The sequence below is a fragment of the Luteimonas sp. A534 genome (assembly GCF_054072805.1).
This window is the reverse complement of the sequence record NZ_JBSVRR010000001.1, coordinates 279723-304656: the sequence shown is the minus strand read 5'-3', so window position 1 is coordinate 304656 and position 24934 is coordinate 279723. Positions and strand designations below refer to the sequence as shown.

Annotated in this window: 29 protein-coding genes; 11 read left to right on the top strand and 18 right to left on the bottom strand. The window is 68.9% G+C overall.

What is annotated here, in order from left to right:
* Window positions 1-193 precede the first annotated feature (193 nt).
* The 11 genes from ACW5F0_RS01415 to ACW5F0_RS01365 form a co-directional block, all read right to left on the bottom strand.
* The gene (locus ACW5F0_RS01415; RefSeq protein ID WP_456998866.1) at window positions 194-670 is read right to left on the bottom strand and encodes an REP-associated tyrosine transposase; all 477 of its coding nucleotides are present in this window, start codon (window positions 668-670) and stop codon (window positions 194-196) included.
* A 203-nt stretch (window positions 671-873) separates the two neighbouring features.
* Window positions 874-1605 (bottom strand): lipoprotein-releasing ABC transporter ATP-binding protein LolD, encoded by a 732-nt coding sequence (gene lolD, locus ACW5F0_RS01410; RefSeq protein WP_456964254.1) that lies wholly within the window; start codon window positions 1603-1605, stop codon window positions 874-876.
* On the bottom strand, window positions 1598-2839 hold the full coding sequence (locus ACW5F0_RS01405; RefSeq protein WP_456964253.1) for a lipoprotein-releasing ABC transporter permease subunit: 1242 nt from the start codon (window positions 2837-2839) through the stop codon (window positions 1598-1600). The genes lolD and ACW5F0_RS01405 overlap by 8 nt, the downstream gene beginning before the upstream one ends.
* A gap of 24 nt (window positions 2840-2863) precedes the next feature.
* The gene (locus ACW5F0_RS01400) at window positions 2864-3316 is read right to left on the bottom strand and encodes a hypothetical protein (RefSeq protein WP_456998865.1); all 453 of its coding nucleotides are present in this window, start codon (window positions 3314-3316) and stop codon (window positions 2864-2866) included.
* A complete protein-coding gene (locus tag ACW5F0_RS01395) occupies window positions 3264-3524 on the bottom strand; it encodes an FAD assembly factor SdhE (RefSeq protein WP_456964251.1) in 261 nt (86 codons plus the stop codon). The genes ACW5F0_RS01400 and ACW5F0_RS01395 overlap by 53 nt, the downstream gene beginning before the upstream one ends.
* Entirely contained in the window at window positions 3521-3943 is a 423-nt protein-coding gene (locus ACW5F0_RS01390; RefSeq protein WP_456964250.1) for an MAPEG family protein, read from the bottom strand. Before ACW5F0_RS01390 ends, ACW5F0_RS01395 begins: the two co-directional genes overlap by 4 nt.
* Window positions 3944-3992: 49 nt before the next feature.
* The gene (locus tag ACW5F0_RS01385; protein WP_456964249.1) at window positions 3993-4778 is read right to left on the bottom strand and encodes a succinate dehydrogenase iron-sulfur subunit; all 786 of its coding nucleotides are present in this window, start codon (window positions 4776-4778) and stop codon (window positions 3993-3995) included.
* Between the two features lie 12 nt (window positions 4779-4790).
* The gene (gene sdhA / locus ACW5F0_RS01380; RefSeq protein WP_456998864.1) at window positions 4791-6581 is read right to left on the bottom strand and encodes a succinate dehydrogenase flavoprotein subunit; all 1791 of its coding nucleotides are present in this window, start codon (window positions 6579-6581) and stop codon (window positions 4791-4793) included.
* A 14-nt stretch (window positions 6582-6595) separates the two neighbouring features.
* On the bottom strand, window positions 6596-6997 hold the full coding sequence (gene sdhD, locus ACW5F0_RS01375) for a succinate dehydrogenase, hydrophobic membrane anchor protein (RefSeq protein ID WP_456964247.1): 402 nt from the start codon (window positions 6995-6997) through the stop codon (window positions 6596-6598).
* Entirely contained in the window at window positions 6994-7383 is a 390-nt protein-coding gene (gene sdhC / locus ACW5F0_RS01370) for a succinate dehydrogenase, cytochrome b556 subunit (protein WP_456964246.1), read from the bottom strand. The genes sdhD and sdhC overlap by 4 nt, the downstream gene beginning before the upstream one ends.
* A gap of 84 nt (window positions 7384-7467) precedes the next feature.
* Window positions 7468-7635, bottom strand: coding sequence for a DUF1674 domain-containing protein (locus tag ACW5F0_RS01365; RefSeq protein ID WP_456964245.1), 168 nt, complete (start codon window positions 7633-7635; stop codon window positions 7468-7470).
* A gap of 134 nt (window positions 7636-7769) precedes the next feature.
* Between ACW5F0_RS01365 and ygfZ the strand changes: the two genes are divergently transcribed.
* On the top strand, window positions 7770-8555 hold the full coding sequence (ygfZ, locus tag ACW5F0_RS01360; RefSeq protein ID WP_456964244.1) for a CAF17-like 4Fe-4S cluster assembly/insertion protein YgfZ: 786 nt from the start codon (window positions 7770-7772) through the stop codon (window positions 8553-8555).
* 131 nt (window positions 8556-8686) lie between these two features.
* Window positions 8687-9181 carry an OmpA family protein gene (locus ACW5F0_RS01355; RefSeq protein ID WP_456964243.1) on the top strand — a complete coding sequence of 165 codons (495 nt, stop codon included), beginning with the start codon at window positions 8687-8689 and terminating at the stop codon, window positions 9179-9181.
* 408 nt (window positions 9182-9589) lie between these two features.
* On the opposite strand, the gene ACW5F0_RS01350 is transcribed toward ACW5F0_RS01355, so the two are convergent.
* From ACW5F0_RS01350 to ACW5F0_RS01330, 5 genes are all read right to left on the bottom strand, one after another.
* Window positions 9590-11866, bottom strand: coding sequence for a thiamine pyrophosphate-dependent enzyme (locus ACW5F0_RS01350; RefSeq protein ID WP_456998863.1), 2277 nt, complete (start codon window positions 11864-11866; stop codon window positions 9590-9592).
* A 19-nt stretch (window positions 11867-11885) separates the two neighbouring features.
* Window positions 11886-12557 (bottom strand): glutathione S-transferase family protein, encoded by a 672-nt coding sequence (locus ACW5F0_RS01345; protein ID WP_456998862.1) that lies wholly within the window; start codon window positions 12555-12557, stop codon window positions 11886-11888.
* Window positions 12524-13078 carry a GNAT family N-acetyltransferase gene (locus ACW5F0_RS01340; protein ID WP_456964240.1) on the bottom strand — a complete coding sequence of 185 codons (555 nt, stop codon included), beginning with the start codon at window positions 13076-13078 and terminating at the stop codon, window positions 12524-12526. The genes ACW5F0_RS01345 and ACW5F0_RS01340 overlap by 34 nt, the downstream gene beginning before the upstream one ends.
* 55 nt (window positions 13079-13133) lie before the next feature.
* Window positions 13134-14303: an acyl-CoA dehydrogenase family protein gene (locus ACW5F0_RS01335; protein WP_456998861.1), complete on the bottom strand. Its 1170-nt coding sequence runs from the start codon at window positions 14301-14303 to the stop codon at window positions 13134-13136.
* Window positions 14304-14466: 163 nt separating this feature from the next.
* Window positions 14467-15276: a glycine zipper 2TM domain-containing protein gene (locus tag ACW5F0_RS01330; RefSeq protein ID WP_456998860.1), complete on the bottom strand. Its 810-nt coding sequence runs from the start codon at window positions 15274-15276 to the stop codon at window positions 14467-14469.
* Window positions 15277-15450: 174 nt separating this feature from the next.
* Between ACW5F0_RS01330 and ACW5F0_RS01325 the strand changes: the two genes are divergently transcribed.
* Together ACW5F0_RS01325 and ACW5F0_RS01320 are read left to right on the top strand one after the other, a co-directional pair.
* Complete coding sequence (locus tag ACW5F0_RS01325) at window positions 15451-15681, top strand: DUF6116 family protein (protein WP_456964237.1); 231 nt, start codon at window positions 15451-15453, stop codon at window positions 15679-15681.
* 5 nt (window positions 15682-15686) lie between these two features.
* The gene (locus ACW5F0_RS01320; RefSeq protein WP_456998859.1) at window positions 15687-16478 is read left to right on the top strand and encodes a TatD family hydrolase; all 792 of its coding nucleotides are present in this window, start codon (window positions 15687-15689) and stop codon (window positions 16476-16478) included.
* A 22-nt stretch (window positions 16479-16500) separates the two neighbouring features.
* Here ACW5F0_RS01320 and ACW5F0_RS01315 read toward each other — a convergent pair whose 3' ends face one another.
* Window positions 16501-17337 carry a tRNA threonylcarbamoyladenosine dehydratase gene (locus tag ACW5F0_RS01315; protein ID WP_456964235.1) on the bottom strand — a complete coding sequence of 279 codons (837 nt, stop codon included), beginning with the start codon at window positions 17335-17337 and terminating at the stop codon, window positions 16501-16503.
* Between the two features lie 65 nt (window positions 17338-17402).
* Between ACW5F0_RS01315 and ACW5F0_RS01310 the strand changes: the two genes are divergently transcribed.
* The 5 genes from ACW5F0_RS01310 (at window position 17403) to ACW5F0_RS01290 (ending at window position 21827) form a co-directional block, all read left to right on the top strand.
* Window positions 17403-17891, top strand: coding sequence for a hypothetical protein (locus ACW5F0_RS01310; RefSeq protein WP_456964234.1), 489 nt, complete (start codon window positions 17403-17405; stop codon window positions 17889-17891).
* A 155-nt stretch (window positions 17892-18046) separates the two neighbouring features.
* The gene (locus tag ACW5F0_RS01305; RefSeq protein ID WP_456964233.1) at window positions 18047-18526 is read left to right on the top strand and encodes a glycine zipper 2TM domain-containing protein; all 480 of its coding nucleotides are present in this window, start codon (window positions 18047-18049) and stop codon (window positions 18524-18526) included.
* A 73-nt stretch (window positions 18527-18599) separates the two neighbouring features.
* Window positions 18600-19085 (top strand): DUF456 domain-containing protein, encoded by a 486-nt coding sequence (locus tag ACW5F0_RS01300; protein ID WP_456964232.1) that lies wholly within the window; start codon window positions 18600-18602, stop codon window positions 19083-19085.
* Window positions 19086-19330: 245 nt separating this feature from the next.
* Window positions 19331-20455 (top strand): phospholipase A, encoded by a 1125-nt coding sequence (locus ACW5F0_RS01295; protein WP_456964231.1) that lies wholly within the window; start codon window positions 19331-19333, stop codon window positions 20453-20455.
* A gap of 106 nt (window positions 20456-20561) precedes the next feature.
* Window positions 20562-21827, top strand: a complete 1266-nt coding sequence (locus tag ACW5F0_RS01290; protein ID WP_456965241.1) for a phospholipase D-like domain-containing protein — start codon at window positions 20562-20564, stop codon at window positions 21825-21827.
* 202 nt (window positions 21828-22029) lie between these two features.
* Here the strand turns inward: ACW5F0_RS01290 and ACW5F0_RS01285 are convergent, their stop codons facing one another.
* The gene (locus ACW5F0_RS01285) at window positions 22030-23556 is read right to left on the bottom strand and encodes a fumarate hydratase (protein ID WP_456964230.1); all 1527 of its coding nucleotides are present in this window, start codon (window positions 23554-23556) and stop codon (window positions 22030-22032) included.
* Between the two features lie 92 nt (window positions 23557-23648).
* Between ACW5F0_RS01285 and ACW5F0_RS01280 the strand changes: the two genes are divergently transcribed.
* On the top strand, window positions 23649-24239 hold the full coding sequence (locus tag ACW5F0_RS01280) for an RNA polymerase sigma factor (protein WP_456964229.1): 591 nt from the start codon (window positions 23649-23651) through the stop codon (window positions 24237-24239).
* Window positions 24236-24925 (top strand): hypothetical protein, encoded by a 690-nt coding sequence (locus tag ACW5F0_RS01275; protein WP_456964228.1) that lies wholly within the window; start codon window positions 24236-24238, stop codon window positions 24923-24925. Before ACW5F0_RS01280 ends, ACW5F0_RS01275 begins: the two co-directional genes overlap by 4 nt.
* The last annotated feature ends 9 nt before the right edge of the window (window positions 24926-24934 follow it).

Below are 24934 nucleotides of genomic sequence, written 5' to 3'. Positions count from 1 at the left end.
GAAGCCCCGATCCCAACCCTAATCCCAACCCCACTCCCAGCCCCACTTCCAGCCCCAGCTCCAGCTCCAGCCCCAGCTCCAGCTCCAGCCCCAGACCCTTCTGTGGGAGCGGCTATAGCCGCTCCCACAGGCGCTGCTGGCCCCGCGGGTGCCGCCGATCCCACAAGGATTGAAGCCTGCTCGTCGTCGCGATTCACGATGCACGGCCAGCGTCAGCGTCGATCCATATGGCATCCCGGAACGGATAGCCGCCGAAGCTGCGCGAGAGACCGGCGCGGATGGGATTGGCGACGATGTAACGTGCGACGGCCAGCAGGTCGTCCTCGGCTCGCAGTGCCCGGTCATGGAAGCCGGGCTGCCACAACCGGCTGCCATCGTCGGGCTTCCAGGTCCGCGTTGCATGGGCCTTCGCACGACCGACGCTGCGGGATAGGGGCGGATTCCCGCCAAGCTGGACCACGCCGTGCCAGTGATCGGGCATCAACACCCAGCACAGGAGGCTGGAGCCGTGCCAGACGGCAGGATCCGCCAGGGCGCGGGATACGCGGGACGCGGGATCCCAGGCGTTGAACCACGGACAACGGCGGTCTGTGACGAGGGTCAGGAGGTAAATGTTTCCGGCCTCGGACCAGCGTCCGGTGCGAAGGGTTCGGGAGCGTGGCCTGGGCATGCGACTAGGCTGACGGGGCAAGGCCGCGGCGGCAGTTGCGCCCGCTCCTGATTCCGTGTCGGGGTTGTGCGCAAAAGAACGCAGCAGCCTGCTTAGGGAGCGACCCTTTCTATTGTGGGAGCGGCTATAGCCGCGATTGATGTCCCGGAATCGCGGCTATAGCCGCTCCCACAAAAGCATCACCGCTCCCGCAAAAAAAGCGGTCAGGCGGTCGCGGGGGGGATCTCGCGCAGCTTGCCTTCGTGGAGTTCGAGGACGCGGTCCAGGCGGCGGGCCAGGCTCCGGTCATGCGTCACCAGCACCAGACTGGTGCGCTCGGCGCGGTTGAGCTCGAGCATCAGTTCGAACACGGTGGCGGCCGTCTTCTCGTCAAGGTTGCCGGTGGGCTCATCGCCCAGCACGCAGGCGGGCCGGTTGACGAGGGCCCGCGCGACCGCCGCGCGCTGGCGCTCGCCGCCGGAGAGTTCACCCGGCTTGTGCTCGAGGCGGTGGCCGAGGCCCACGTTCTCCAGCAGGCTGCGCGCGCGCTGCGCGGCATCCGGTACGCCCGCGCCCGACAGCAGCACCGGCAGCATCACGTTTTCAAGCGCGGTGAACTCGGGCAACAGATGATGGAACTGGTAGACGAACCCCAGCGCGCGGTTGCGCAGCCGACCGCGCTCGGCATCCGACAGCGAGCCCATGCGCTGGCCGGCGACGAACACTTCGCCCGCGGTGGGCGTGTCGAGACCGCCCAGCAGGTGCAGCAGGGTGCTCTTGCCCGCCCCGGAGGCGCCAAGGATGGCCACCGTCTCGCCGGCGAGCACGCTCAGGTCCAGGCCGTCGAACACCGGCGTGCGCATCCCGCCCTCGGCATAGGTCTTGCCCAGGCCGTCGGCACCCACGACCTCGTCGGCCACGCGCCCGGCCTCGCGGCTCGCGATCTGCTCACTCATAGCGCAGCGCCTCCGCCGGAGCCGTCCGCGCCGCGCGGCGCGCCGGGTAGATGGTGGCCAGGAAGGCCATGACCAGCGCGACCGCGGCCACGATGGCGATGTCCTGGCCGCTGAGCTCGGTCGGCAGCCCGGTGATGTAGTAGACGTCGGCCGGCATCAGCTCGGCGCCGGTGACCGCTTCGATCACGCGCAGGATGCGTTCGAGGTTCAGCGTCAGCACGAGGCCGCCGATCACGCCCAGCACGGTGCCGAACACGCCGATCAGCGTGCCCTGCACCATGAACACCTGCATCACCCCGCGCGGAGTGAGTCCGAGCGTGCGCAGGATGGCGATGTCGGATTGCTTGTCGGTGACCAGCATCACCTGCGAGGACACCAGGTTGAACGCACCCATGGCGATGATCAGCGACAGCAGGATCGCGATCATGGTCTTTTCGAGCTTCAGCGCGCGGAACAGGTGCGCGTTCTCGCTGGTCCAGTCGCTGACCATGTACGGCCCTTCCAGCGCCAGCGCGAGGTCGCGCGCGACCATGAAGGCCTGGTCCATGTCGTGCATCTGCAGGCGCACGCCGGTGACGCCCTCGCCCATGCGCAGCAGGCGTTGCAGGTCCTGGATGTTGACGACGGCCAGGCCCTTGTCGAACTCCTGGTAGCCGGCCTCGAAGATGCCGCTGACGGTGAAGCGCTTGAGCTGCGGCACCGCGCCCATGGGCGTTGCCTGGAAATCGGTGGTGGCGACGACGCTGTCACCTACGCCCACGCCCAGCCACAGCGCCAGTTCACGGCCGAGCACGATGTTGTAGCTGCGCGGCGCGAGCGTATCGAGGCTGCCCTCGACCATGCGCTCGCCCAGGATCGACACCTTGGCCTCGTCGGCGGGCACGATGCCGCGGACCATCGCCGGTTCGCGGCGCTTGCCCGACAGCAGCGCCTCGGTGGAGATGTAGGCCGCGGCGCCGGCCACGCGCGGATCACGGTTCGCGACCTCGATCGCCTGCTGCCAGTTCTGCATCGGCTCGCCGTGGGCGCTGACCGTGGCGTGCTGGGTCATCTGCAGCATGCGGTCGCGGATCTCGCGCTGGAAGCCGCTCATCACCGCGAGCGTGGTGATCAGCGCGGTCACGCCGATGGCGATGCCCAGGATCGAGGCCAGCGAGATGAAGGAGATGAAGCCGTTGCGGCGCTTGGCGCGCAGGTAGCGCAGGCCGATGGCGACTGGGAGGGGTTTGAACATCGGGTCTCGCCGGCTCGAAGGCCGCTATGGTGCCACCGATGGCCCCGCGAGCGCAGCGGGCAGCCTGTCGACGGCCAGCCTGAGTTCACGCCGCCAGCGCGACGGCAGGGTGTCGGGCCACCACGCGAGCCGGTGACGGCGGCCGTCGGGATCGTGCCAGGTGAGGAAGGCCAGCGGTCCGCGCCACCCCAACTGCACGCCGGACGCCTCGACATCGTCGACCAGCAGGCGGCCATCGGCGGTGAACAGCAGGCTCCGCCGCGCGCGACGCCCTTCACGCCGCGCCAGGTACAGGCCGTGCAGCAGCGCGGCCGCCGCCAGCGGCCAGGCCACGGCGCGCGGCAGCTCGCTCGCCAGCACCGCAACGGGGGTCAGCAGCGCCAGCAACAGCAGCGTCGCCGTCAGGCAGCGCGAGGGCCGCCACTCAATGCGGCAGGGCGCGGATGCGTTCGACCAGGGCTTGGAGCCCGGCGTCATCGGAAGCTTCGTGGCCGAGGAACCATTTCCACAGCCTATCGTCCTCGCTGTCGAGCAGCCGCAGGAACGCTTCGCGCTCGGCCGTCGGGGAACTCCGCCATTCGCGCTCCAGCCAGCGCTCGAGCAGCTGGTCGAGTTCGCGCATGCCGCGCCGGCAGCGCCAGCGCAGGCGGCGGAACTCGGCCTCGTCGGCGTCGTGCGCGCTCATGCGATGAAGAGGTACCAGGCCAGGCGGATCCAGAGCAGCGCCAGCACCAGGAAGCCCGCGATGAACACCTGGAAACGGTGCATGACCTTGTTGTAGCTGCACTGGATGGCGCTGTGGGCGATCCGCAGGGCCACGAAGCCCCAGGCCAGGGCGAGCACCCAGGGATCCTGCACGCGGGCCGCCACCGCGAGCGCGATGGCGAAATAGAACAGCACCGGCAGTTCGAACAGGTTGCGGTAGTTGTCGGAGGCGCGGGTATCGGTGAGCCGCTGCGCGATCTGCGCCGACAGCGCCACCGACTGCGGGTGGATGCGCTCGCGCTTCATCGTGGCCACGCGCCGGCGGTACATCACCACCGCCACCAGGCAGGTCAGGACGACCATCGCCACGCCCGGCCACAGGATCAGGTTGCTTGACATCACGTATCCCCGGAAACGATCGCGCCGGCAACTGCCGGCGCGGTGTGGATCAGACCTGGCGCGCCAGCATCAACTGCTTGATCTCGCCGATCGCCTTCGCGGGATTCAGCCCCTTCGGGCAGGTCCGCGTGCAGTTCATGATGGTGTGGCAGCGGTAGAGCTTGAACGGATCCTCGAGGTCGTCCAGGCGCGCGCCGGTGTCTTCGTCGCGCGAGTCGACGATCCAGCGGTAGGCCTGGAGCAGGATCGCCGGACCAAGGTAACGGTCGCCGTTCCACCAGTAGCTGGGGCACGCGGTGCTGCAGCAGGCGCAGAGGATGCACTCGTACAGGCCGTCGAGCTTGGCGCGGTCTTCCTTCGACTGCAGGCGCTCGCGGTCCGGCGGCGGCGCGCTCTGGGTGCGGATCCAGGGCTGGATCGAGGCGTACTGCGCATAGAAGTGGGTCAGGTCCGGGACCAGGTCCTTGACCACCTCCATGTGCGGCAGCGGGTAGATCGGCACTTCGCCCTTGCCGCAATCGTCGATGGCCTTGGTGCAGGCCAGCGTGTTGGTGCCGTCGATGTTCATCGCGCAGGACCCGCAGATGCCTTCGCGGCACGACCGGCGGAAGGTCAGCGTGGGGTCGATCTCGTTCTTGATCTTGATCAGCGCGTCGAGAACCATCGGGCCGCACTTGTCGAGGTCGACCTCGTAGGTGTCGGTGCGCGGGTTTTCGTTGTCGTCCGGGCTCCAGCGGTAGACCTTGAACTCGCGCACGCGGGTGGACCCCGCCGGCGCGGCGAAGTGCTTGCCCTTGTGGACCTTGGAGTTCCGGGGAAGTGAGAATTCGGCCATCTGTCTTCGATCCTAGTAGACGCGCGCAACGGGCGGGACGACTTCGACCTCGTCGTCGAGCGTGTACATGTGCACCGGGCGGTAGTCGATGCGGGTGTTGCCGGCATCGTCCACCCAGGTCAGCGAGTGCTTCTGCCACTCGGCGTCGTTGCGGTCGGGGAAGTCCTCGCGGGCGTGGGCGCCGCGCGATTCCTTGCGGTTCTCGGCGGCCACGATCGTGGCCAGCGACAGGCCCAGCAGGTTCTGCAGCTCGAAGGTCTCGATCAGGTCCGAGTTCCAGACCAGCGAACGGTCGCTGACCTTGACGTCGGCGAACGAGGCGTTGATCTCGCGGATCTTCGCCACGCCCTCGGCCAGGGTGCTGCCGGTGCGGAACACCGCGGCATCGGCCTGCATGGTGCGCTGCATGTTGTCGCGGATCACCGCCGTCGGCGTGCTGCCGTTGGCATGGCGCAGCCTGTCGAGGTTGGACAGCGAGGCGTCGCAGGCGTCGCCGGCGAGCTGCTTGTGCGGCATGCCGGGCTTGATGGTGTCGGCACAGCGGTTGGCGACCGCGCGCCCGAACACGACCAGATCCAGCAGCGAGTTCGAGCCCAGGCGGTTGGCGCCGTGCACCGACACGCAGGCCGCTTCGCCGATGGCGTACAGGCCCGGGATCACGTGGTCCGGGTTGCCGTCCTTCAGCTGCACCACTTCGCCGTGGTAGTTGGTCGGCACGCCGCCCATGTTGTAGTGGACGGTGGGAATGACCGGGATCGGCTGCTTCTCGACGTCGACGCCGGCGAAGATCCGCGCGCTCTCGGCAATGCCGGGCAGCTTCTCGTGGATGTCGGCCGGATCGAGATGGGTCAGGTCGAGGTGGATGTGGTCCTTGTGCTCGCCAACGCCGCGGCCTTCGCGGATCTCGATGGTCATCGAGCGGCTGACGACGTCGCGCGATGCGAGGTCCTTGGCGTTGGGCGCATAACGCTCCATGAAGCGCTCGCCCTGCGAATTGCGCAGGATGCCGCCTTCGCCGCGCACGCCCTCGGTGATCAGGCAGCCAGCGCCATAGATGCCGGTCGGGTGGAACTGCACGAACTCCATGTCCTGCAGGCCCAGCCCCGCGCGCAGCGCCATGCCGCCGCCGTCGCCGGTGCAGGTATGGGCGGAGGTCGCGGAGAAATAGGCGCGGCCGTAGCCGCCCGTCGCCAGCACCGTGCCCTGCGCGCGAAAGAGGTGCAGGGTGCCCTCGGCCATGTCGATGGCGAGCACGCCGCGGCAGACGCCCTCATCGTCCATGATCAGGTCGAGCGCGAAGTACTCGATGAAGAACTCGGCCTGGTGCGCGAGCGACTGCTGGTACAGCGTGTGCAGCATCGCGTGGCCGGTGCGGTCGGCGGCGGCGCAGGTGCGCTGCGCGGTGCCCTTGCCGTAATGCGTGGTCATGCCGCCGAAGGGACGCTGGTAGATCTTGCCGTCCTCGGTGCGCGAGAAGGGCACGCCCTGGTGCTCGAGCTCGATCACCGCCGGGATGGCCTCGCGGCACATGTACTGGATGGCGTCCTGGTCGCCGAGCCAGTCGGAACCCTTGATGGTGTCGTAGTAATGGAAGCGCCAGTCGTCCTCGCCCATGTTGCCCAGCGCGGCCGAGATACCGCCCTGCGCCGCGACCGTGTGCGAGCGGGTCGGGAAGACCTTGGTGATGCAGGCGGTGCGCAGGCCCTTGTGGGCGAGGCCGAAGGTCGCGCGGAGGCCGGCGCCGCCGGCTCCCACCACGATCATGTCGTATTTGTGTTCGGTGATCTTGTAGGCGTTGGTCATTTCAGGCGTCTTCGTCAGGCCAGCAGCGCAATGCGGGCGATCGCATACAGCGACGCCAGCGCGCCGAGGACGCAAAGGAGGAGGTTGAGCACCAGCAGGGTGAGCTCGACCGCGCGGTTGTGGACGTAGTCCTCGATCACCACCTGGACGCCGAGCTTGGCGTGCCAGAACAGGGCGATCACGAACAGGGCCATCAGGATGGCGTTGTACGGACGGGAAAAGACCTCGTAGACGCGGCCGAGGTCGGCGCCGACCAGCGACACCAGCGTGCCCACCAGCCACGGCACCAGCAGCCCCAGCACCACGGCGGTGACGCGCTGCCACCAGAAGTGGCCGGTGCCGGACTTGGCCGAACCCAGGCGGCGCGCGCGCGACAGCGGCGTGCGGTAATCAGGACGTGCCTTGGCCTCGCTCATGCCGCACCTCCCAGTGCCACGAACCAGATCAGCGCGGTGAACACCACGGTGAGCACGAACACGGCATAGCCGGAACGGTAGAGCTCCGGGATCTCGAAGCCCCAGCCGATGTCCCACAACAGGTGGCGGATGCCGTTGAGCAGGTGGTAGACCAGCGCCAGCGAAAAGCCGAAGAGCGCGATCCGTCCGAACGGCGAAGCCAGGCAGGCGGCGGCGGAGGCATAGGCCTCACCACCGGCGGCGACGGCGAGCAGCCACCACGCAAGTCCGAACGCGCCCACGACCAGGGCGATGCCCGTGGCGCGGTGCAGGATGGACGTGAGCATGGTGATCTGCCAGCGGTACACCTGGAGGTGTGGCGACAGGGGACGGTTGGGGTGGGTCATCGCGGCGGGCATCTCTCGCTGGGCGGCCGTGTGGCCGCGTTGGCTTCATTGACAGGTGGTGGCTGCGAGCTGCAGCCGGGCGCATCAAAAATCGATGCAGCGTCCGTTCTTCTCCCAGTCTCCGTAGCGGGTGGGATCCGGGCCGTCGCGCCCACCGTATTCGGGCGCTGGCGGTGGCACCACCGGCGTGGCCGGGGATGTCTCCGGGGCCGTGTCGGGCGGCGTTTCGCCTATGATTGCGGGATCTGGCACGAGCCGAAGTTTACGTCCCGGAGCACTGTTTGGACAAGCCAACGGCCCCCAAGGCCCCGTTTTTCGCCCTTTCCGACCATGCCCTGCTTGCGCTTGAAGGGCGCGATGCGATCGCTTTCGCGCAGGCGCAATGCATGAGCGACATCGCCACGCTCGCCGACGGCCAGTGGCAGTGGAGCGGCTGGCTGTCGCCGAAAGGGCGCGTGCAGGCGCTGTTCGCGCTGCTGCGCGTTGGCCCGGAAACGATCTGGCTGCTGCTGCCCGATGGTGACGCCGAAGCGCTGAAGGCGGCCATGGAACGCTTCGTGTTCCGCAGCAAGGTCAAGCTTCGGGTGCCTGAAGAGGCGTCGGTATGCGGATCCTTCACGGCGCCGGCCGAGGCCTCCGACGCGACCACATCCACTGACGCGAAGGGCCGGGTCGAGTTCGACTTCGGCGACGGCGCGCAGCCGCGCACGCTGCGCGTGTGCCACGGCTGCACCGCCCCGACCGATGCCGATGCCCTCGCCCGCTGGCGTGCATACGACATCGCCCACGGGCTGCCCCGTCCTGGAACCGCGACGCTCGACGCCTTCACCCCGCAGCAGCTGTCGCTTGATCGCCTGCGCGCCTACAGCGTGCGCAAGGGCTGCTACCCGGGCCAGGAGATCGTGGCCCGCACCCACTTCCTCGGCCAGGCCAAGCGCGGCCTGGCGCTGTTCGGCTGCAGCGACGCCCCCGCGCCGGGCGCACAGGTCATGGAAGCGGACCGCGCCATCGGCACAGTGGTGGCCGCAGCCACCTCGGCGGGCGAGTCCGCGACCCACCCTGCCCTGGCGCTGGCGGTGCTGCCCTTGGAGCGGGCCGACGACGCCCCGGACCTGCGGATCGACGGGACAGTCCTCACCCCCCTGCCCCTGCTTGACGGCTTGGCCCGCTGAGTCCCCGGCGGAAGCCCCGAAACGCGACCGCGGTTGCAGCACGGACACAATCCTTGGCTATGCTCGGTGCGGGGATCCGGAGGGGATGCCAGGCATCGGGCCAGGCGCCGCTGCAACGCAAGGGGAAATCAATGTATCGCCAGTCGAAGCCGATCCTGGCCGCGTTCGCGGCCGCCTGCCTGGTTGCGGCCTGTGCCACTGCACCTGCACCCGAACCCGCGCCCGAGCCGGCACCGCCGCCACCGGCCTCGTTCAACCACACGCTGTCGGGTGACGCGCTGTTCGCTTTCGGCAAGGCCAGCGTCGAGAACCTGAGCGATGCGGGCCGCGCCGAACTCGATGCGCTCGCCGCACGCGTGCTCGCCACGCCGGACATCGAGGCGGTGCGGGTGATCGGCCACAGCGACCGCATCGGCAAGGACGCGGCCAACGTCGAACTCTCGCGCAAGCGCGCGGCGGCCGTGCGCGACCATCTGGTTGCCGCCGGGGTTCCGGCAGAGAAGGTCACCGCAGTGGGCCGGGGCAGCGTCGAGCCGATCACGAGCTGCGACGGCGAACGCAGCCAGGCGCTGATCGATTGCCTGGCGCCGAATCGGCGGGTTGAAGTGAGGGTGATGGCGCTTTGAGGGCGTGATGGTGGGGGCGGAGGGTGTGTGGGTACTCCGCCGGCTGAGCACGTGGTGCTCTTTATGCCGGCTGCGTACCCACACACCCTCCGCTGCCATCCGCACTGTGGGCTGGAGGGGGAGGGCTAAAAGCAAAGGCAAAGGCACCAGCACCAGCGGCCGTGCGCCGCGCCCGGACCATAAGCTTTTGTGGGAGCGGCTATAGCCGCGATCGCTCAACCGCTAACCGCTAACCGCTAACCGCTAACCGAAGAAGCATTCGCGGCTATAGCCGCTCCCACAAGAGCCGGCCCCCCACAAGAGCCGCTGCGGCTAGCCCCCCGCTTTTCCCAACGGCCGCGAAGGTGTACCCATCCGCCTGCCACTCCGCGACCCGGAGGCCACCAGTCGCCCGCGGTTACTGTGACCTCAATTCGCAGCCAGCCGACCCGCAGCCGCCACGATTTCTTCTTCCGACGGAATCACCAGGAAGGCGGCACCCGCCAGCGGGGTGAAGGTGTCCGCGCCCGTCACGCGAAGCAAGGGCGTCGTGCCGAAGCCGCCTTCCACCAGCGCCGTGATGATGCCCTCGCCTACGCCCGCGCTGCGGCGGCCCTCGTCGACGACCAGGATGCGCTTGGCGCCTGCGGCCTGGGCGCGGATGAAATCGTCGTTGAGCGGCACCAGCCAGCGCAGGTCGACCACGCGCACCTTCCAGCCGTGTGCGGCCTCGATGGCCCGCGCCGCGCGCAGGCTCATCGGCACGCCGTTGCCGTAGCTGTACACCACCAAGTCGTCACTGCCCTCGCCATAGACCCGGCCTTCGCCGAGCGGCATCGCCTCGCCCGGCGCCGGGAAGGTGGTCTGCCAGCCGCCGTCACCGGCTTCGTACAGGTCCTTGGCCATGTACAGCGCGATCGGCTCGAGGAAGGCGCAGACGCGACCATCGACCTTCGCCAGCGCCATCAGCGTGCGCAGCATGGTGACTGCGTCGTCGCCTCGGCTGGGACAACCGACCACCAGACCCGGGATGTCGCGCAGCGCGGTGATCGAGTTGTCGTTGTGGAAATGCCCGCCGAAGCCGCGCTGGTAGCCCAGCGACGCGACGCGCATCACCATCGGGTTGCGGTACTGCCCGTTGGAGAAGAACTGCAGGCTGGCCGCCTCGCCGCGGATCTGGTCGCAGGCGTTGTGGAAATAGGCCAGGTACTGGATCTCCGGCATTGGCAGCAGGCCCATGTTGGCGTAGCCCTGCGCCAGGCCAAGGATCACGGTCTCGTCGAGCAGCGTGTTGAACACGCGCCGCGCGCCGAAGGCCTTCTGCAGGCCCTTGGTGACGGTGTAGACACCGCCCTTCTGGGCCACGTCCTCGCCGAACAGCAGCGCTTCGGGGTATTTCGCGAACAGGTCGTGCAGGGCCTGGTTGATCTGGACCGCGAGATGCTTTGGCGGCTGGTTCTCGGGCAGCTTGGCCTCGCCGCCGAACACCTCGAGGCGGCGCTCGGCGTAGTCGGCGCGCGCGGCTTCGGCCTGCACCGCGTCGGGCGTGTACGGCGCCAGCGGCGCCATCACGTCTTCGAGATTGTCCAGGCGTGGACGGCGGTCGGCGTCTTCCGCCGCGGCGAAGCACTGGACGCGGGTGGATTCGTACAGGTCGAGGACGTCGTCCTTCGACATCAGTCCCGATTCCAGCGCGATCGCCGCCGAGCGCAGCAGCGGGTCGGTGGCCTCGACCGCGCAAAGCTCTTCCAGCGAACGCCATTCGATCTCGAAGTCGGTGCCGGCGTGGCCCATGATCCGGGTGGTGCGCAGGTGCAGGAAGGTCGGGCGACGGGTGCGGCGGCAGTGTTCGACCGCGCGCTGCACGTCGCCATAGCCGGTGGCGAGGTCTAGCCCGTCGGCAGCGAAGTAGTCGAGGTCCGGGCGCTGCGCGAAGTTGCGCGCGATCCAGCCATCCGGCGTCTTCACCGAGATGCCGATGCCGTTGTCCTCGCAGACGAACAGCACCGGCGCTGGCAGCTTCTGGTAGGCCGTCCAGCCGGCGACGTTGAACGCGGTCTGCGCGGTGGCGTGGTTGCTCGACGCATCGCCGAAGGAACAGATGGCGATGCTGTCGGCGGGGATCGGCAACGCATGGCCGATGCGACGCGCCTGCTCGATCGCGACCGCCGTACCGAAAGCCTTGGGCAGGTGCGAGGCGATGGTGGACGTTTGCGGCAGCACCCACAGCGGCTTGCTGCCCCAGACCTTGTGGCGGCCGCCGGAGGCCGGATCATCCTTGCTGGCCGCGAACGAGAGCGCCGAATCCATCACCGGGTCCATGCCCGGCAGCTTGCGGAAGCGCTCGGCCATGAAACCGCCCGAGCGGTAGTGCAGGAAGGCGGGATCGGTATGGCGCGTGAGCCGCGCGACCATCGCATTGCCCTCGTGGCCGCTGGAACCGATGGTGTAGAAGACCTTGTTCTGCACACGCAGCACGCGCGCCATCAGATCGAGGTGGCGGCTGATCAGCTGCGACTCGAACAGCTCGCGGAAGCCGCGGGCGTCGAGCGCGCTGCCCGGCAGGATGGCGTCATCGACCGCGGGACGCATGCCCCCGTGGCCATTCCAGCCGCGAATGAACTCGCTGAAATTGACGTCGCAGATCTCGGCGCGGTTGAGGCCGCGCATGCGCGCGGGAATGGGCTGGGGAACTACCTGCGGCATGGTGTTTCGGTTTCCGTGGTCAGGGCATCGCCAGCAGCGCGGCGACGTCGGGCGTGGGAGGCGGGAGCGACACGAAGCCCGGCGTCTGGCGTACGCGCGCGAGCCAACGGCCGAGCGCCGGATAGGAAGTGAGATCGAAGCCGCCATCGCCGGCGACGTCGGTGTAGGCGAACAATGCGATGTCGGCGATGCCGTAGCCCTCGCCGCTGAACCAGTCATGCGCGGCCAGGTGCTGCTCCATCACCGCCAGCGCCTGGTGGCCGCGCTTGAGGCAGCGCGCAAGCTCGGCGGCCCGTCGCGGCGAATCTGCAGGCGTCCAGCCGCGGATGAAGCGGGCCACGGCCACATACGGTTCGTGGCTGTACTGCTCGAAGAACATCCACGACAAGGCTTGGGCCCGCTGCCACGCATCACCGGCGAAGTACGGCGTACCCTCCGCCAGCCAGCACAGGATGGCGTTGGACTCGGCCATGCGGCGCCCGTCCTCGAGCTCGATCAGCGGCACCCGGCCGTTGGGATTGAGCGCCAGGAACGCCGGCGTGCGCGTCTCGCCGCGGCTGCTGTCGGTTTCGATCCAGCGGTAAGGACGGCCCAGCTGCTCGAGCAGCAGCTTCACCTTGTGGCAGTTGCCCGACGGCGAGAAGCCGTGGACCGCGATCACGCGCCGGCTCCCGAACGCCGGGCCAGCCATTGCCCACGCGTCTGCCCCCAGATGTCGACGGCCGCGTCCTCGTAGGGCGGCGGGATCTTCCCGGCCCCCCGCAGGGTCGAACCCAGGCGCTTCGCCACCTGTTGCGATGCGAGATTCGTCGGCGCGATGCAATGGATGAAGTCGTCCCAGCCCAAGTTGGCCAGCGCCCAGTCGATGGTCGCCGGCACGGCCTCGCTCACATAGCCCTTGTGCCAGGCATCGGGATGCAGCGAATAGCCGATCTCGTTGCCCGGCCACCCGTCGGGCTTCCAAGGGCCCGCCTGGCCAAGCCAGCGACCACTGTCCTTTTCGATGATCGAAAACATGCCGAAGCCCTGCAGTGCCCAAGCGCCGGGCTGCTGCAGGAACTTGCGCCACGCCGCGGCGCGGGGCTGCTGGCCGCCGATGTGGCGCGCCGCCTCTTCGTCACCCAGCAGCTCGGCAAAGCGTTCGAAATCGCCGATCTCCGGCAGGCGCAGGAGCAGGCGTTTCGTTTCAATGCGGGGGCCGGCCAGGGACATCGGGACGCACCTCGATCTCGTGGAACGCGGGCCGCGAGCGCGGCCCCGCGTGTTGTCAGCCGCCGAAGGCGTTGATGCCCGTCAGCTCGCGGCCCACCACCAGCTGGTGGACGGTCTCGGTGCCCTCATAGGTGATCACCGATTCCAGGTTCAGCGCGTGGCGGATCGGGCAGTGCTCGGTGGTGATGCCCGCGCCGCCGAGCAGGTCACGCGCTTCGCGGGCGATGTCGATGGCCATGCGGCAGTTGTTCCACTTCGCCAGCGACACCTGGGTCGGCTGCATCTTGTCGGCGTCCTTCAGGCGCCCCAGCTGCAGCGACAGCAGCTGCGCGCTGGTGATGCGGCGCGCCCAGTCGGCCATCTTGATCTGCGCGCTCTGCGTGGCGGCCACCGGGCGGCCGAACAGGATGCGTTCCTTGGAATATTCCAGCGCCTCGTCAAGGCAGGCGATGGCGGCGCCGATCGGGCCCCAGGTGATGCCGTAGCGCGCCTGCGTCAGGCAGCCCAGCGGACCCTTCAGCCCCTTCACGTTCGGCAGCCGGTTGGCCTCGGGCACGCGGACGCCGTCGAAGAACAGCGCGCTGGTCACCGAAGCGCGCAGGCTCATCTTGTGCTTGACCTCCTGGGCCTTGAAGCCGGGGAAATCCTTCTCCACGACGAAGCCCTGGATCCCGTCCTCGGTCTGCGCCCAGACGATGGCGATGTCGGCCAGGTTGCCGTTGGTGATCCACATCTTGGAGCCGTTGAGGATCCAGTCGTCGCCGTCGCGCTTGGCGTGGGTCTTCATGTTGGCGGGGTCGGAGCCGCCGTGCGCTTCGGTCAGGCCGAAGCAGCCGATGACCTTGCCGGCGGCCATGTCGGGCAGCCAGCGCATTTTCTGCTCTTCGGTGCCGTAGGCGAAGATCGGATGCATGCACAGCGACGACTGCACGCTCGCGAAGCTGCGGATGCCGCTGTCGCCGCGCTCCAGCTCCTGGCAGATCAGGCCGTAGCTGACGTAGTTGAGTTCGGACCCGCCGTACTCCGCCGGCAGCGTCGCGCCGAGCAGGCCAAGGCCGGCGATCTCGGGGATCAGCTCCTTCGGGAAGCGGCCTTCGTCGAAGCACTCGCCGATGATCGGCAGCACGCGTTCGTCGGTGAAGCGGGCCACCGTGTCCTGGACCGCGCGCTCCTCTTCGCTGAGCAGGGAGCGGACGTCGTAAAGATCGTAGGGGTTCAGGGCCATGGACTCGCTACCGGTGGGCGGGAAACCCCGCATTGTAGCGGCGCCTGCGGCCTCCGGGCAGGTCGATGATCCTGGCCCCGGAACGGCCACGGCCGCCACCGGGGAGCCGGGGCGGCCGTGGGATATCGACAGCGCGAGGGACCGGCCGGGCGGCCGGGCGCGATCAGCCGCGCTGGGTGGAGCCGTCGACCGCGGCGACCTGGGTGACGACCTGCCCGTCGATCACGGGGAGACGGTCGCCCGGGCGCTCGTCCATGCGGATGCTGCGCTCAACGCCGTCATAGCTGTAGGTGACGTCATAGCCAACGGTGACCTCGGCGTCGCCCAGGGCGATGCGGTTGGCGGGCTTACTGTCGGTGCGCATCGTCCCGGTGGTGCCATCGGGGTTGCGGTAGGTCACGTTGTAGGCCACCACGCGCGAGGACTGCGAGCTGTCCTGGACGGTGTGGCACTGGCGATCGACGCGCTCGACCACGCGGCCACCAACGTGGCGGCGATCGACCTCACGCCCGGCGAAACCGCCGCCGACCGCGCCGGCCACCGTGGCCAGCTTGCGACCGTTGCCGCCGCCGACCTGGTTGCCGACCAGGCCGCCGATGACCGCGCCAGCCACGGTGCCACCGACGTTGCCGTCGCGCTCGGGCAGGCGCTCCTGCACCACAACGTCGTTGCAGACCTCGCGCGGGGAGCTGGTGGTGCTGGTTTCACGGATGGCTTCGCTGCCGATCACGGTGGCGAACTGCGGCTCACGCTCGGTGATGGGCTCGATGGCCAGCACGCGCGCGTACTCGAGGCGGCCCTCGGCAGGAACCGCGGCATCGTCGGCAAATCCGAGCGCGCCATCGCCGGCAACCGCCGCAGAATTGGCGATGTCGGAGCGCGGCGCATCGTCACGGTTGCCCTGGAACGCAGCGACCGCGACGCCGCCGACCAGCAGCGAGGCAAGGGCGATGGCGAGCGTGTTGTTTTTCATGGGGAGCTCCTGGGGGCGGGACGCCGGTTGCTGGAAATTCGGGGGTAACGGGATTCGAACACTTGCCGCCTGAACGCGCCCCGATCACTGGTCGCGGGACTGAGTGGAACGTGAACCCCGTCGCGATTGCCCGCGTGATAGCGTGCCGGCAAACGCGATCCACGGAGTCCGGCGGTGCCCAATCCCATCCTCGCTCCCCTGTTCCGCTGGCTCGGCCGGCTGAGCTATCCAAAGCTGTTCCTGGTGGCCGTGGCGCTGTTCACGGTCAATCTGTTCATTCCCGATCCCCTGCCCTTCGTCGACGAAGTGCTGCTGGGCATCGGCGCCATGATGATCGCCCGACGCAAGCGCAAGCCGGAGCCGCTTGGCGACCAGGTGATCGACGGCGAGGCCCGCCGCGGCTGAGCGTAATGCTGGTCGATTCGCACTGCCATCTCGATGCCGGGGAGTTCGCGCATGACCGCGCCGCAGTCGTGGCGCGTGCGCGCGCCGCGGGCGTGCATGCGCAGGTCCTGCCTGCCACCCACGCCGATGAGTGGCCAGGGCTGCGTGAAGCCGCCTGCGTCGATGACGGCCTGTACCCCGCCTACGGACTGCACCCGACCTTCCTTGAACACCACCGTGAAGCGCACCTGGCGCAGCTGCGCGACTGGATCGAACGCGAACGCCCGGTCGCCGTCGGCGAATGTGGCCTCGACTTCTTCGTCGAGGGCCTGGATGGTGACGCCCAGGCGCACTTCTTCGAAGCCCAGCTGCGCATCGCGCGCGACGCCGACCTGCCGGTGATCGTCCATGCGCGGCGTGCCGTGGACCAGGTCACCGCGGCGATCCGGCGGATCGGCGGCCTTCGCGGCGTGGTGCACAGCTTCTCCGGCAGCCGGCAGCAGGCGGAAACGCTGTGGAAGCTGGGCTTCCTGGTCGGGCTCGGCGGACCGGTGACCTACGAGCGCGCGAACCGCCTGCGCACCCTTGCCGCGACCATGCCGCTGGAGTTCCTGCTGCTCGAGACCGACGCCCCGGACCAGCCCGACTCGGGCATCCGCGGCCAGCGCAACGAGCCGGCGAGGCTGGCCGTGGTCTGCGAAACGATTGCCGCCCTGCGCGACGTGCCCGTGGCGGAAGTCGCCGCAGCGACAGCGGCCAACGCGCGACGCCTGTTCGCCCTGCCCGCGCTGCCTGCCCCCGTCGACACGCCCGCCTGAGCCGGCTACGCCGCGTGCGCAATCAGCCGGCGGATTCCCCGGCGGGGTCCACCGGGGAGGCCTCGCGTACGGGGGCGCGTGCCAGCAGCATCTCCAACGCCTTGCCCGCGGCGGCGAACGCGAATGCACCGGTGATATGCGTGGCCGCGCCCAAGCCGCCACCGCAGTCGAGCTTGAAGCCGTCCTCGCCGCCGACCTGTGGGCGCAGGCCGCAAACGCTGCCGTCCGCCTGCGGGTAGCGGACGTTCTCCAGCGAATACACCGCAGGCACGCCGAAGTAGCGCTTTGGACCCTTCGGGAAGTTGAACTCGCCGCGCAGCTTCTTCCGCACCAGGGCCAGCATGGCATCGTGCTCGGTCTTCGACAGGTCACGTATGCGCACCAGCGTCGGATCGACGCGCCCGCCGGCAGACCCCACCGCCACCAGCGGCAGCTTGCGGCGCCGGCACCACGCGATCATCTCGACCTTGCTGCGGAAGCTGTCGCAGGCATCGACCACCAGGTCGTAGCCGCGATCAAGCAGTTCGCCCAGGTTGGACGGCGTCAGGAAGCTGGGCACCGCGTGCACCACCATCGCCGGATTGATGGCACGGCAGCGCTCCGCCATGGCCTCGACCTTGGCGCGGCCGTACTGGCCGTCAAGGGCCGGCAACTGGCGGTTGGTGTTGGACACGCACAGGTCGTCGGCGTCGATCAGGGTCAGGGTGCCGACGGCGCTGCGCGCCAAGGCCTCGGCCACCCAGGAGCCCACGCCGCCCAGCCCGACCACGGCGACGTGGCAGGCGGCAAAGCGCTCCACCGCGCCGCGGCCATAGAGGCGGTCGATGCCCGCGAAGCGTTCGTTCCAAGCACTGTCCATCCGACCATTTTAGCGGTGGCGCCGCATACAATCCCTACTTTCGCCAATCCACCGGAAGCCAGAGCATGTCGACGCCCAAGCCCCAAGCCACGCCGATTGACCCGTCCGCGCCGCGTCCGCCGCGCAAGCCGCCGTCGGCCGCGGGGCGTTACCTGTTCCTGTTCCTGCTCGGCCTGGTGATCGGCGTGGTCGCGGTGGTGATGCTGCTGCGCGCCCTGGAGAACCGGAAGGGCTGGCAGGACCACTACCCCGTGGCGGCCATGCAGCTGATGTCGGCGCACACCGCCCAGCTGCGGCAGAAGCTCGATGCGAACCGCTGCGCGGCCACCGACGTGCTGCCCCACCTGCAGGCGCTGCGGACGCTCGGCAACGACCTCGACCCGGCGTTCGCCGACCTGCGCGACAACACGCGCTTCGCCGCGCATACCGGCAGCTTCCGCGCCACGCTCGACAAGGCACTGACGGCGCCGCCGATGAACTGCGCCGGCCTCAAGAGCACGCTCGACGACATCGGCAAGGACTGCAAGGCCTGCCACACCGACTTCCGGGGCTGAGCGCGCACGCCGGCGCGCCCTGCGCCGGCGGATGAATGCTTCCTGCACGCGGCGCCGTGATGGCGCCGCGGGCGCGTGCGATTGATCGGCTGTTCACGGCCCGCGCCCTAACGTCGGCATCCACAGGCATTCCCCCTGTCGTCTGGAGCCAAACCATGAAAATCCGCATGATGAGCGCCGCCGCGATGATCGCCGCCACCGCCCTGGTCGGCTGTGCCAGCACCTCGCCCGGCTATTCCTCCGGTGGCTACGGCAGCGGGTACGGCGGTTCGCAGGGCGCGTACTGCGACACCTGTGGCGTGGTGACCCGAATCGAGCAGCGTGGTCGTGCCTCGAACACCCCGAACGCGACCGGTGCGGTGATCGGCGGCATCGTCGGCGCGGTGGCCGCGCGCGAGATCGCCGAGCGCAACACCGACAGCGACGGCCGCGCCAATACCGCCACCGTGGCCGGCGCCGTGGGCGGCGCGGTCGCGGGCAACGCCATCCAGAACCGGGTGCAGAACCAGTCGACCTACGACGTGCACGTGCGCCTGGACAACGGTCGCACGACGGTCGTCTCACAGAACGACCTTGGCGGCATCCGCGAAGGCTCCTACGTCAACGTCGCCAACGGCCGCGCCCATATCCGCTGATCCCCTCGGCCCCGCGTCATCTCTCTCTTTACGGCCCGCACTGCGGGCCGTCTTTCTGTGGAAGACTCGCGCCATGGACCTGCAGCTCATCTATTACATCGTGGCCGCCGTGCTGGTCGTCATCGGCATGGCCGGCACCATCCTGCCGGCGCTGCCGGGCCTGCCGCTGGTGTTCGCGGGCATGGTGCTGGGCGCCTGGGCGGGCGACTTCGAGCACATCGGCATCCCGGTCCTGGTGGTGCTGGGGCTGCTGACGCTGCTGTCGCTGGTGATCGACTTCTGGGCCACGGCCCTGGGCGCGCGCCGGGTCGGCGCCAGCGGCAAGGCGGTGGCCGGTGCGGTGATCGGCACCTTCGCAGGCATTTTCTTCGGGCCGCTCGGCCTGTTCGCGGGCCCATTCATCGGGGCGCTTGCCGGTGAATTGCTGCATGGCCGCGACGTGGCCAAGGCGACGCGCGTGGGCTTCGGCACCTGGCTCGGGATCGTGTTCGGCACGGTGCTGAAGCTGGCGCTTGCGTTCACGATGATCGGGCTGTTTGTGCTCGCCTGGATTTTTTAGGGGTTGGCGGAGAGGGTTGACGGCGCCCGGCGCCACGATCGCAACCACAGCGCGATCTCCGGTCTTGCCATCCCTCAACCCGCGATGACGATGGGACGGCGGGATGATCGGGTACGCAGCACGCATAAAGAGCAGCGCAGCTGCTCAGCGTGCGGAGTACCCGACCATCCCCCCGTGCATTCCCGCCATGCATCCACACGCCACCCGCTAGACTCCGCGACTCCGCGATCACGAGGGGCCACCGAATGCACCGAGGTCATCTGAAGCAGGCGCTGCTGCCGCTGCTCTGCGCACTGCCATTGGCCGTGCAGGCCCAGGCCGTGGATGAGGTGGCGTCGCCCACATCGCCCGAAGCCTGCGTCGCCATAGAGACCGCCGCCGAGCGCCTGGCCTGCTACGACAAGGCCATGCAGCGCGTCGGACCGTCGCCCGAGGACGCGGATGCGGCGGCCGCCCAGGCCCGGGTTGAGGTGCGCGACGCCACCCGTTCCCGCGGCGACACCAGCAGTGACGTGTTTCCCCACGACAACGACCCGCGCCGCGCGCTGGCCAATGCCGGCCGCGGTTCGCTGCTCGACAGCCGCTGGGAGCTGGCGCGCGACTCGAAACTGGGCACGTTCAACATGCGTGCGTACAAGCCCGTGTACCTGCTGCCGGCGTTCTGGAGCAGCAGCCCGAACACCACGCCGACGTCCTCGGCGGACGGCCAGGAGTTGCAGCTGCAGGGCGTGGACGACGTCGAGACCAAGTTCCAGCTCAGCTTCAAGACCAAGGCGGTGGAGAACCTGTTCGGCGACAACGGCGACATCTGGCTGGGCTACACCCAGAGCTCGCGCTGGCAGGTCTACAACACCGAGGATTCGCGGCCGTTCCGGGAAACGAATTACGAGCCCGAGGTGTTGCTGGTATTCCGCAACAACTACAGCATCGGCGGCTGGAAGGGGCGCATGGCCGCAGTGGGCATCAACCACCAGTCCAACGGCCGCGGCGATCCGCTGTCACGCAGCTGGAACCGGGTGATGTTCAACGTCGGCCTCGACCGCGAGGACTGGGCGATCACGTTCCGGCCCTGGATCCGCCTCTCCGACGGCAGCGATGACGACAACCCCGGCATCGAGGACTACCTGGGCCGTGGCGACGTCACCCTGGTGCACACCCGCGGCGACCAGACCTTCGCCCTGATGGCACGGCACTCCCTGCGCAGCGGCGACCGCTCCCACGGCGCCCTGCAGTTCGACTGGGGCTTCCCGCTCAGCAGCCACCTCCACGGCCACCTGCAGCTGTTCAGCGGTTACGGCGAGAGCATGCTCGACTACGACCACAAGGCGACCTACGTCGGCTTCGGCATCTCGGTCCTCGACTGGTTCTGACCGGTCCGGCTTCACGCGCCGCTGAATGCGCCTGCGGCACAGTGCGACCTCCGGCGCCTTGACGCCGAGGATCCCGATGAGCCGCAGAACCTGGAGCCGAAAGCGCATGGCGTGGACGATCGTGCTGACTGCCGCCATCACGGCGCTGGCCGTGGTGCTGGCGATGAACTTCTCCACGCCCGAGAAGAAGATCGAGCGCAAGATCGCGCACCGGCACGCGATCGCGGACCCGCAGTTCCGGCGCGAGATGTCGGTGCTGCTCGGCCCGGCCATCCTGCCCGGCAACCACGTCGTCGACTATGAGAACGGCGACGAAATCTTCCCGGCGATGCTCGAAGCCATCGCCTCGGCGCAGCAGACGATCACCTTCGAAACCTATATCTACTGGTCGGGCGACATCGGCCAGCGCTTCGCCGATGCGCTGTCCGAGCGCGCGCGCGCCGGCGTGGCCGTGCACCTGATGATCGACTGGGTGGGCAGCATCAAGATGGACGACGAGATGCTGGACGAGATGAAGGACGCCGGCGTGCTGGTCGAGCGTTATCGCCCGCTGCACTGGTACAACCTCGGCCGCATGAACAACCGCACCCACCGCAAGCTGCTGGTCATCGACGGCCGCGTCGGCTTCACCGGCGGCGTCGGCATCGCCGACCAGTGGACCGGCCACGCCCAGGATCCCGATCACTGGCGCGAGGCGCACTTCCGCATCGAGGGGCCGGCCGTGGCGCAGATGCAGTCGGCCTTCAACGACAACTGGATCAAGACCACCGGCACCCTGCTCAACGGCCCAGCCTATTTTCCGCCGCTGGAACCCGCCGGCGACATGGATGCGCACCTCTTCATTGCATCGCCCGCGGGCGGCAGCGAGAGCATGCATCTCATGTACCTGAGCGCGATCGCCGCTGCCGACCACACGATCGACCTCGCTGCTTCGTACTTCGTCCCCGACGAATTGATCACCAAGGCGCTGATCGCAGCACGCCAGCGCGGCGTCAAGGTACGGGTGGTGCTACCGGGCGAGCACATCGACTCCGAGACGGTGCGCCTGTCGTCGAAGGCCAGCTGGGGTCCGCTGCTGCAGGCGGGCATCGAGATCCACGAGTACGAGCCGACGATGCTGCACGTGAAGTTGCTGATCGTGGATGGTGAACTGGTCTCCCTCGGCTCCACCAACTTCGACATCCGCTCCTTCCGTCTCAACGACGAGGCCAGCCTCAACGTCTACAACCGCGACTTCGCGGCGCGCATGACCGAGGTCTTCGAGGCCGACCTCGAGCACGCAAAGCAGTATTCGTACGAGATGTGGGAACAGCGTCCGTTGCGCGAGAAACTCGCCGAGAAGTTCGTTCGGCCGCTTCGCTCCCAACTGTAGTTGGGCTTGGCGCTGTGGCGTGCGTCGGGGCCGCGACTGCGACGCGAAGCGTCGCCAACCCGCCCAACGGCCGCAGCGGGGGGGCGTGGGGTGCGCAACCGGCATAAGGACCACCACTGTGGTCAGCCGGCGGAGTACCCCACGCACTCTCCGCCGCCCGAAGCCCCAGCCGTAATAGCCTCCGCCGCCGTAGCCAGGCGGCTCAGGCGGTTTCGACCACCGTCAAAGGAATCATCCCGATGCGCGACTGCCACTCCCGCGGCCCGGTCTCGTGCACGGACTCGCCCGTGGAATCCACCGCCACCGTCACCGGCATGTCCTGCACCGTGAATTCGTAGATGGCCTCCATCCCCAGGTCTTCGAATGCGAGCACCTTTGCCGCCTTGATCGCCTTGGACACCAGGTAGGCCGAACCGCCCACCGCCATCAGGTAGGCCGACCTGTGCTTGCGGATCGCCTCGATCGCCGCCGGGCCGCGTTCGGCCTTGCCGACCATGCCGAACAGACCGGTTTCCGACAGGATCTGCTCGGTGAACTTGTCCATGCGCGTGGCCGTGGTCGGGCCGGCGGGGCCGACGACCTCACCCGCGACCGGGTCGACCGGACCAACGTAGTAGATGAAGCGGCCGGCCAGATCCACCGGCAGCGCCTCGCCCTTGTCGAGCATCTCGACCATGCGCTTGTGGGCGGCGTCGCGGCCGGTCAGGAGCCGGCCGTTGAGGAGCAGGGTCTCGCCCGGTTTCCACGAGGCGACCTCCTCGCGGGTGACCGTGTCGAGGTCGACGCGGCGGCCCTTGGAGGCGTCGTATGTGATCTGCGGCCAGTCTTCCAGCGAGGGCGGGTCCAGCATCACCGGGCCGCTGCCGTCCAGGGTGAAGTGTGCGTGGCGGGTTGCGGCGCAGTTGGGGATCATCGCCACCGGCAAGTTGGCGGCGTGGGTCGGGTAGTCCTTGATCTTGATGTCGAGCACCGTGGTCAGGCCGCCCAGGCCCTGGGCTCCGATGCCGAGCGCGTTGACACCCTCGAAGATCTCCAGGCGCATTTCTTCCAGCCGGTTCGACGGGCCGCGCGCCTTGAGGTCGACGATGTCGATCGGCTCCATCAGCGACTCCTTTGCCAGCAGCATCGCTTTCTCGGCGGTGCCGCCGATGCCGATTCCGAGCATGCCCGGCGGGCACCAGCCGGCGCCCATGGTCGGCACCGTCTTCAACACCCAGTCGACGACGGAGTCGGAAGGGTTGAGCATGGCGAACTTGGACTTCGCCTCCGAGCCGCCGCCCTTGGCGGCCACGATCACGTCGACCTTGGCGCCGGGCACTACCTTCACGTTGACGATCGCCGGGGTGTTGTCGCCGGTGTTGCGGCGCTTGCCGGCGGGGTCCGCCAGCACCGAGGCGCGCAGCTTGTTCTCGGGCAGGTTGTAGGCGCGACGCACGCCCTCGTTGACCATGTCTTCGACGCCCATGGTGGCATCCGACCAGCGCACGTCCATGCCGATCTCGAGGAAGACGGTGACGATGCCGGTGTCCTGGCAGATCGGGCGGTGGCCCTCGGCGCACATGCGCGAGTTGATCAGGATCTGCGCCATCGCATCCTTCGCGGCCGGGGATTCCTCGCGTTCGTACGCGGCCGCGAGGTTCCGGATGTAGTCCACCGGGTGGTAGTAGCTGATGTACTGCAGGGCGTCGGCGACGCTCTGGATGAAGTCCTGCTGGCGGATCTCGGTCACGGCGGGCTCGGAGTGCGGGCGTAGGCGCCCATTTTAAGCCGCGCCGGCCCGGGTGCTTAAACCTTTTGCCGCGACGCTGCATCCGACTGGGTATGCTCGATGCCGCCATGACCGATAGCCCGCAAGCCCCGGCCTCCGATGCCGGGGACGGCGACCACGCCCTGGCGCTGGCGGCAGCCGCCGGTGATACCGATGCCTTCGAGGCGCTCTACCGCCGCCATGCCGGCCGCGTTCACGGCGTGGTGTTGCGCCTGGCGGGCTGGCAGCGTGCCCGCGCCGAGGACCTGGTGCAGGAGGCCTTCCTGCGCGCCTGGCAGGCGCTGCCGCAGTGGCGCGGCGAAGCGGCCTTCGGCACCTGGCTGCATCGGCTGGCGGTGAACACCGCGCTGATGGACCTGCGTGCGCGGCGCGTGCGGCCGACGCTCGATGGCGATGACGACGCAGCGCTGGACGCCCTGCCCTCTACCGATGTCTCCGGCCACGGCACCGCCACGGCCATGGACCTCGGCAAGGCCGTCGCCACCCTGCCGCCCCGCGCGCGCGCCGTACTGGTGCTGCACGACATCGAAGGCTGGACCCACGGCGAGATCGCCGCCGCGCTGGACATGGCGGTCGGCAGCTCGAAGGCCCAGCTGCACCGCGCGCGCGGGCTGCTTCGCGCGCGACTTGGAGAGACCCCATGACCAGCGGCTCCCCCCGCCCCGACCACGACGACACGCCCCTGCCCCCGGACCTGGCTGCCGATCTCCGCGCCCTTCGTGGCGAGGTCCAGCCCACCCACGACCTGTGGCCGCGGATTGCCGCCCGCATAGCGCCGCGGGCGGACGCGTCAACATCCAGGTCCACGCCCCGGCCCGGAAAGGGGACTGGAACCGGGCCCGGATCCACGATCGCGGCGTCGGCCGGCCCGGCACGCCCGATTGCCGCGCGTCGCGACTGGCGCCGTTATTTCCGCCGCCGCAATGCCGGCTATGCCGCTGCGGCGACGGTAGTCCTGGCCGTCGCCGGCACCTGGCAGTTGCTGCCCGTGAAGACCGCGGTCGACCCCGCCGCCGACCCCACCAACGTGGTCGCCACCGCCGCCACGGCTGCCGGGGAAGCGCCGCTGCTGCGCGCCGCCGATGCCCTGGCCCGCGAATACCAGGGCGCCCTGCGCGAGGTCCAGGCCACGACGGGCAGCAGCACGGCGCGCGCCAGCGATGACCACGCGACCGCCGCGACGATGCCCGACGGGCTCGACGCCGAACTTGAACGCAGCGCCGTCGAAGTCCGCGCCGCGCTCGCCCGCGATCCCGATGCGCTGCACCTGTTCCACCGGCTGCAGCGCATCTATGCCCACCGCCTGGCGCTCAGCCTGCGCCAGGCCTGACCCGAGGAG

What these genes read in the sequence shown, in the direction of transcription:
- ACW5F0_RS01415 (WP_456998866.1), bottom strand. Translation starts at nt 670, where the DNA reads ATGCCCAGGCCACGCTCCCGAACCCTTCGCACCGGACGCTGGTCCGAG.
- lolD (WP_456964254.1), bottom strand. Translation starts at nt 1,605, where the DNA reads ATGAGTGAGCAGATCGCGAGCCGCGAGGCCGGGCGCGTGGCCGACGAG.
- ACW5F0_RS01405 (WP_456964253.1), bottom strand. Translation starts at nt 2,839, where the DNA reads ATGTTCAAACCCCTCCCAGTCGCCATCGGCCTGCGCTACCTGCGCGCC.
- ACW5F0_RS01400 (WP_456998865.1), bottom strand. Translation starts at nt 3,316, where the DNA reads ATGACGCCGGGCTCCAAGCCCTGGTCGAACGCATCCGCGCCCTGCCGC.
- ACW5F0_RS01395 (WP_456964251.1), bottom strand. Translation starts at nt 3,524, where the DNA reads ATGAGCGCGCACGACGCCGACGAGGCCGAGTTCCGCCGCCTGCGCTGG.
- ACW5F0_RS01390 (WP_456964250.1), bottom strand. Translation starts at nt 3,943, where the DNA reads ATGTCAAGCAACCTGATCCTGTGGCCGGGCGTGGCGATGGTCGTCCTG.
- ACW5F0_RS01385 (WP_456964249.1), bottom strand. Translation starts at nt 4,778, where the DNA reads ATGGCCGAATTCTCACTTCCCCGGAACTCCAAGGTCCACAAGGGCAAG.
- sdhA (WP_456998864.1), bottom strand. Translation starts at nt 6,581, where the DNA reads ATGACCAACGCCTACAAGATCACCGAACACAAATACGACATGATCGTG.
- sdhD (WP_456964247.1), bottom strand. Translation starts at nt 6,997, where the DNA reads ATGAGCGAGGCCAAGGCACGTCCTGATTACCGCACGCCGCTGTCGCGC.
- sdhC (WP_456964246.1), bottom strand. Translation starts at nt 7,383, where the DNA reads ATGACCCACCCCAACCGTCCCCTGTCGCCACACCTCCAGGTGTACCGC.
- ygfZ (WP_456964244.1), top strand. Translation starts at nt 7,770, where the DNA reads ATGAGCGACATCGCCACGCTCGCCGACGGCCAGTGGCAGTGGAGCGGC.
- ACW5F0_RS01355 (WP_456964243.1), top strand. Translation starts at nt 8,687, where the DNA reads ATGTATCGCCAGTCGAAGCCGATCCTGGCCGCGTTCGCGGCCGCCTGC.
- ACW5F0_RS01350 (WP_456998863.1), bottom strand. Translation starts at nt 11,866, where the DNA reads ATGCCGCAGGTAGTTCCCCAGCCCATTCCCGCGCGCATGCGCGGCCTC.
- ACW5F0_RS01345 (WP_456998862.1), bottom strand. Translation starts at nt 12,557, where the DNA reads ATGGCTGGCCCGGCGTTCGGGAGCCGGCGCGTGATCGCGGTCCACGGC.
- ACW5F0_RS01340 (WP_456964240.1), bottom strand. Translation starts at nt 13,078, where the DNA reads ATGTCCCTGGCCGGCCCCCGCATTGAAACGAAACGCCTGCTCCTGCGC.
- ACW5F0_RS01335 (WP_456998861.1), bottom strand. Translation starts at nt 14,303, where the DNA reads ATGGCCCTGAACCCCTACGATCTTTACGACGTCCGCTCCCTGCTCAGC.
- ACW5F0_RS01330 (WP_456998860.1), bottom strand. Translation starts at nt 15,276, where the DNA reads ATGAAAAACAACACGCTCGCCATCGCCCTTGCCTCGCTGCTGGTCGGC.
- ACW5F0_RS01320 (WP_456998859.1), top strand. Translation starts at nt 15,687, where the DNA reads ATGCTGGTCGATTCGCACTGCCATCTCGATGCCGGGGAGTTCGCGCAT.
- ACW5F0_RS01315 (WP_456964235.1), bottom strand. Translation starts at nt 17,337, where the DNA reads ATGGACAGTGCTTGGAACGAACGCTTCGCGGGCATCGACCGCCTCTAT.
- ACW5F0_RS01310 (WP_456964234.1), top strand. Translation starts at nt 17,403, where the DNA reads ATGTCGACGCCCAAGCCCCAAGCCACGCCGATTGACCCGTCCGCGCCG.
- ACW5F0_RS01305 (WP_456964233.1), top strand. Translation starts at nt 18,047, where the DNA reads ATGAAAATCCGCATGATGAGCGCCGCCGCGATGATCGCCGCCACCGCC.
- ACW5F0_RS01300 (WP_456964232.1), top strand. Translation starts at nt 18,600, where the DNA reads ATGGACCTGCAGCTCATCTATTACATCGTGGCCGCCGTGCTGGTCGTC.
- ACW5F0_RS01295 (WP_456964231.1), top strand. Translation starts at nt 19,331, where the DNA reads ATGCACCGAGGTCATCTGAAGCAGGCGCTGCTGCCGCTGCTCTGCGCA.
- ACW5F0_RS01290 (WP_456965241.1), top strand. Translation starts at nt 20,562, where the DNA reads ATGGCGTGGACGATCGTGCTGACTGCCGCCATCACGGCGCTGGCCGTG.
- ACW5F0_RS01280 (WP_456964229.1), top strand. Translation starts at nt 23,649, where the DNA reads ATGCTCGATGCCGCCATGACCGATAGCCCGCAAGCCCCGGCCTCCGAT.
- ACW5F0_RS01275 (WP_456964228.1), top strand. Translation starts at nt 24,236, where the DNA reads ATGACCAGCGGCTCCCCCCGCCCCGACCACGACGACACGCCCCTGCCC.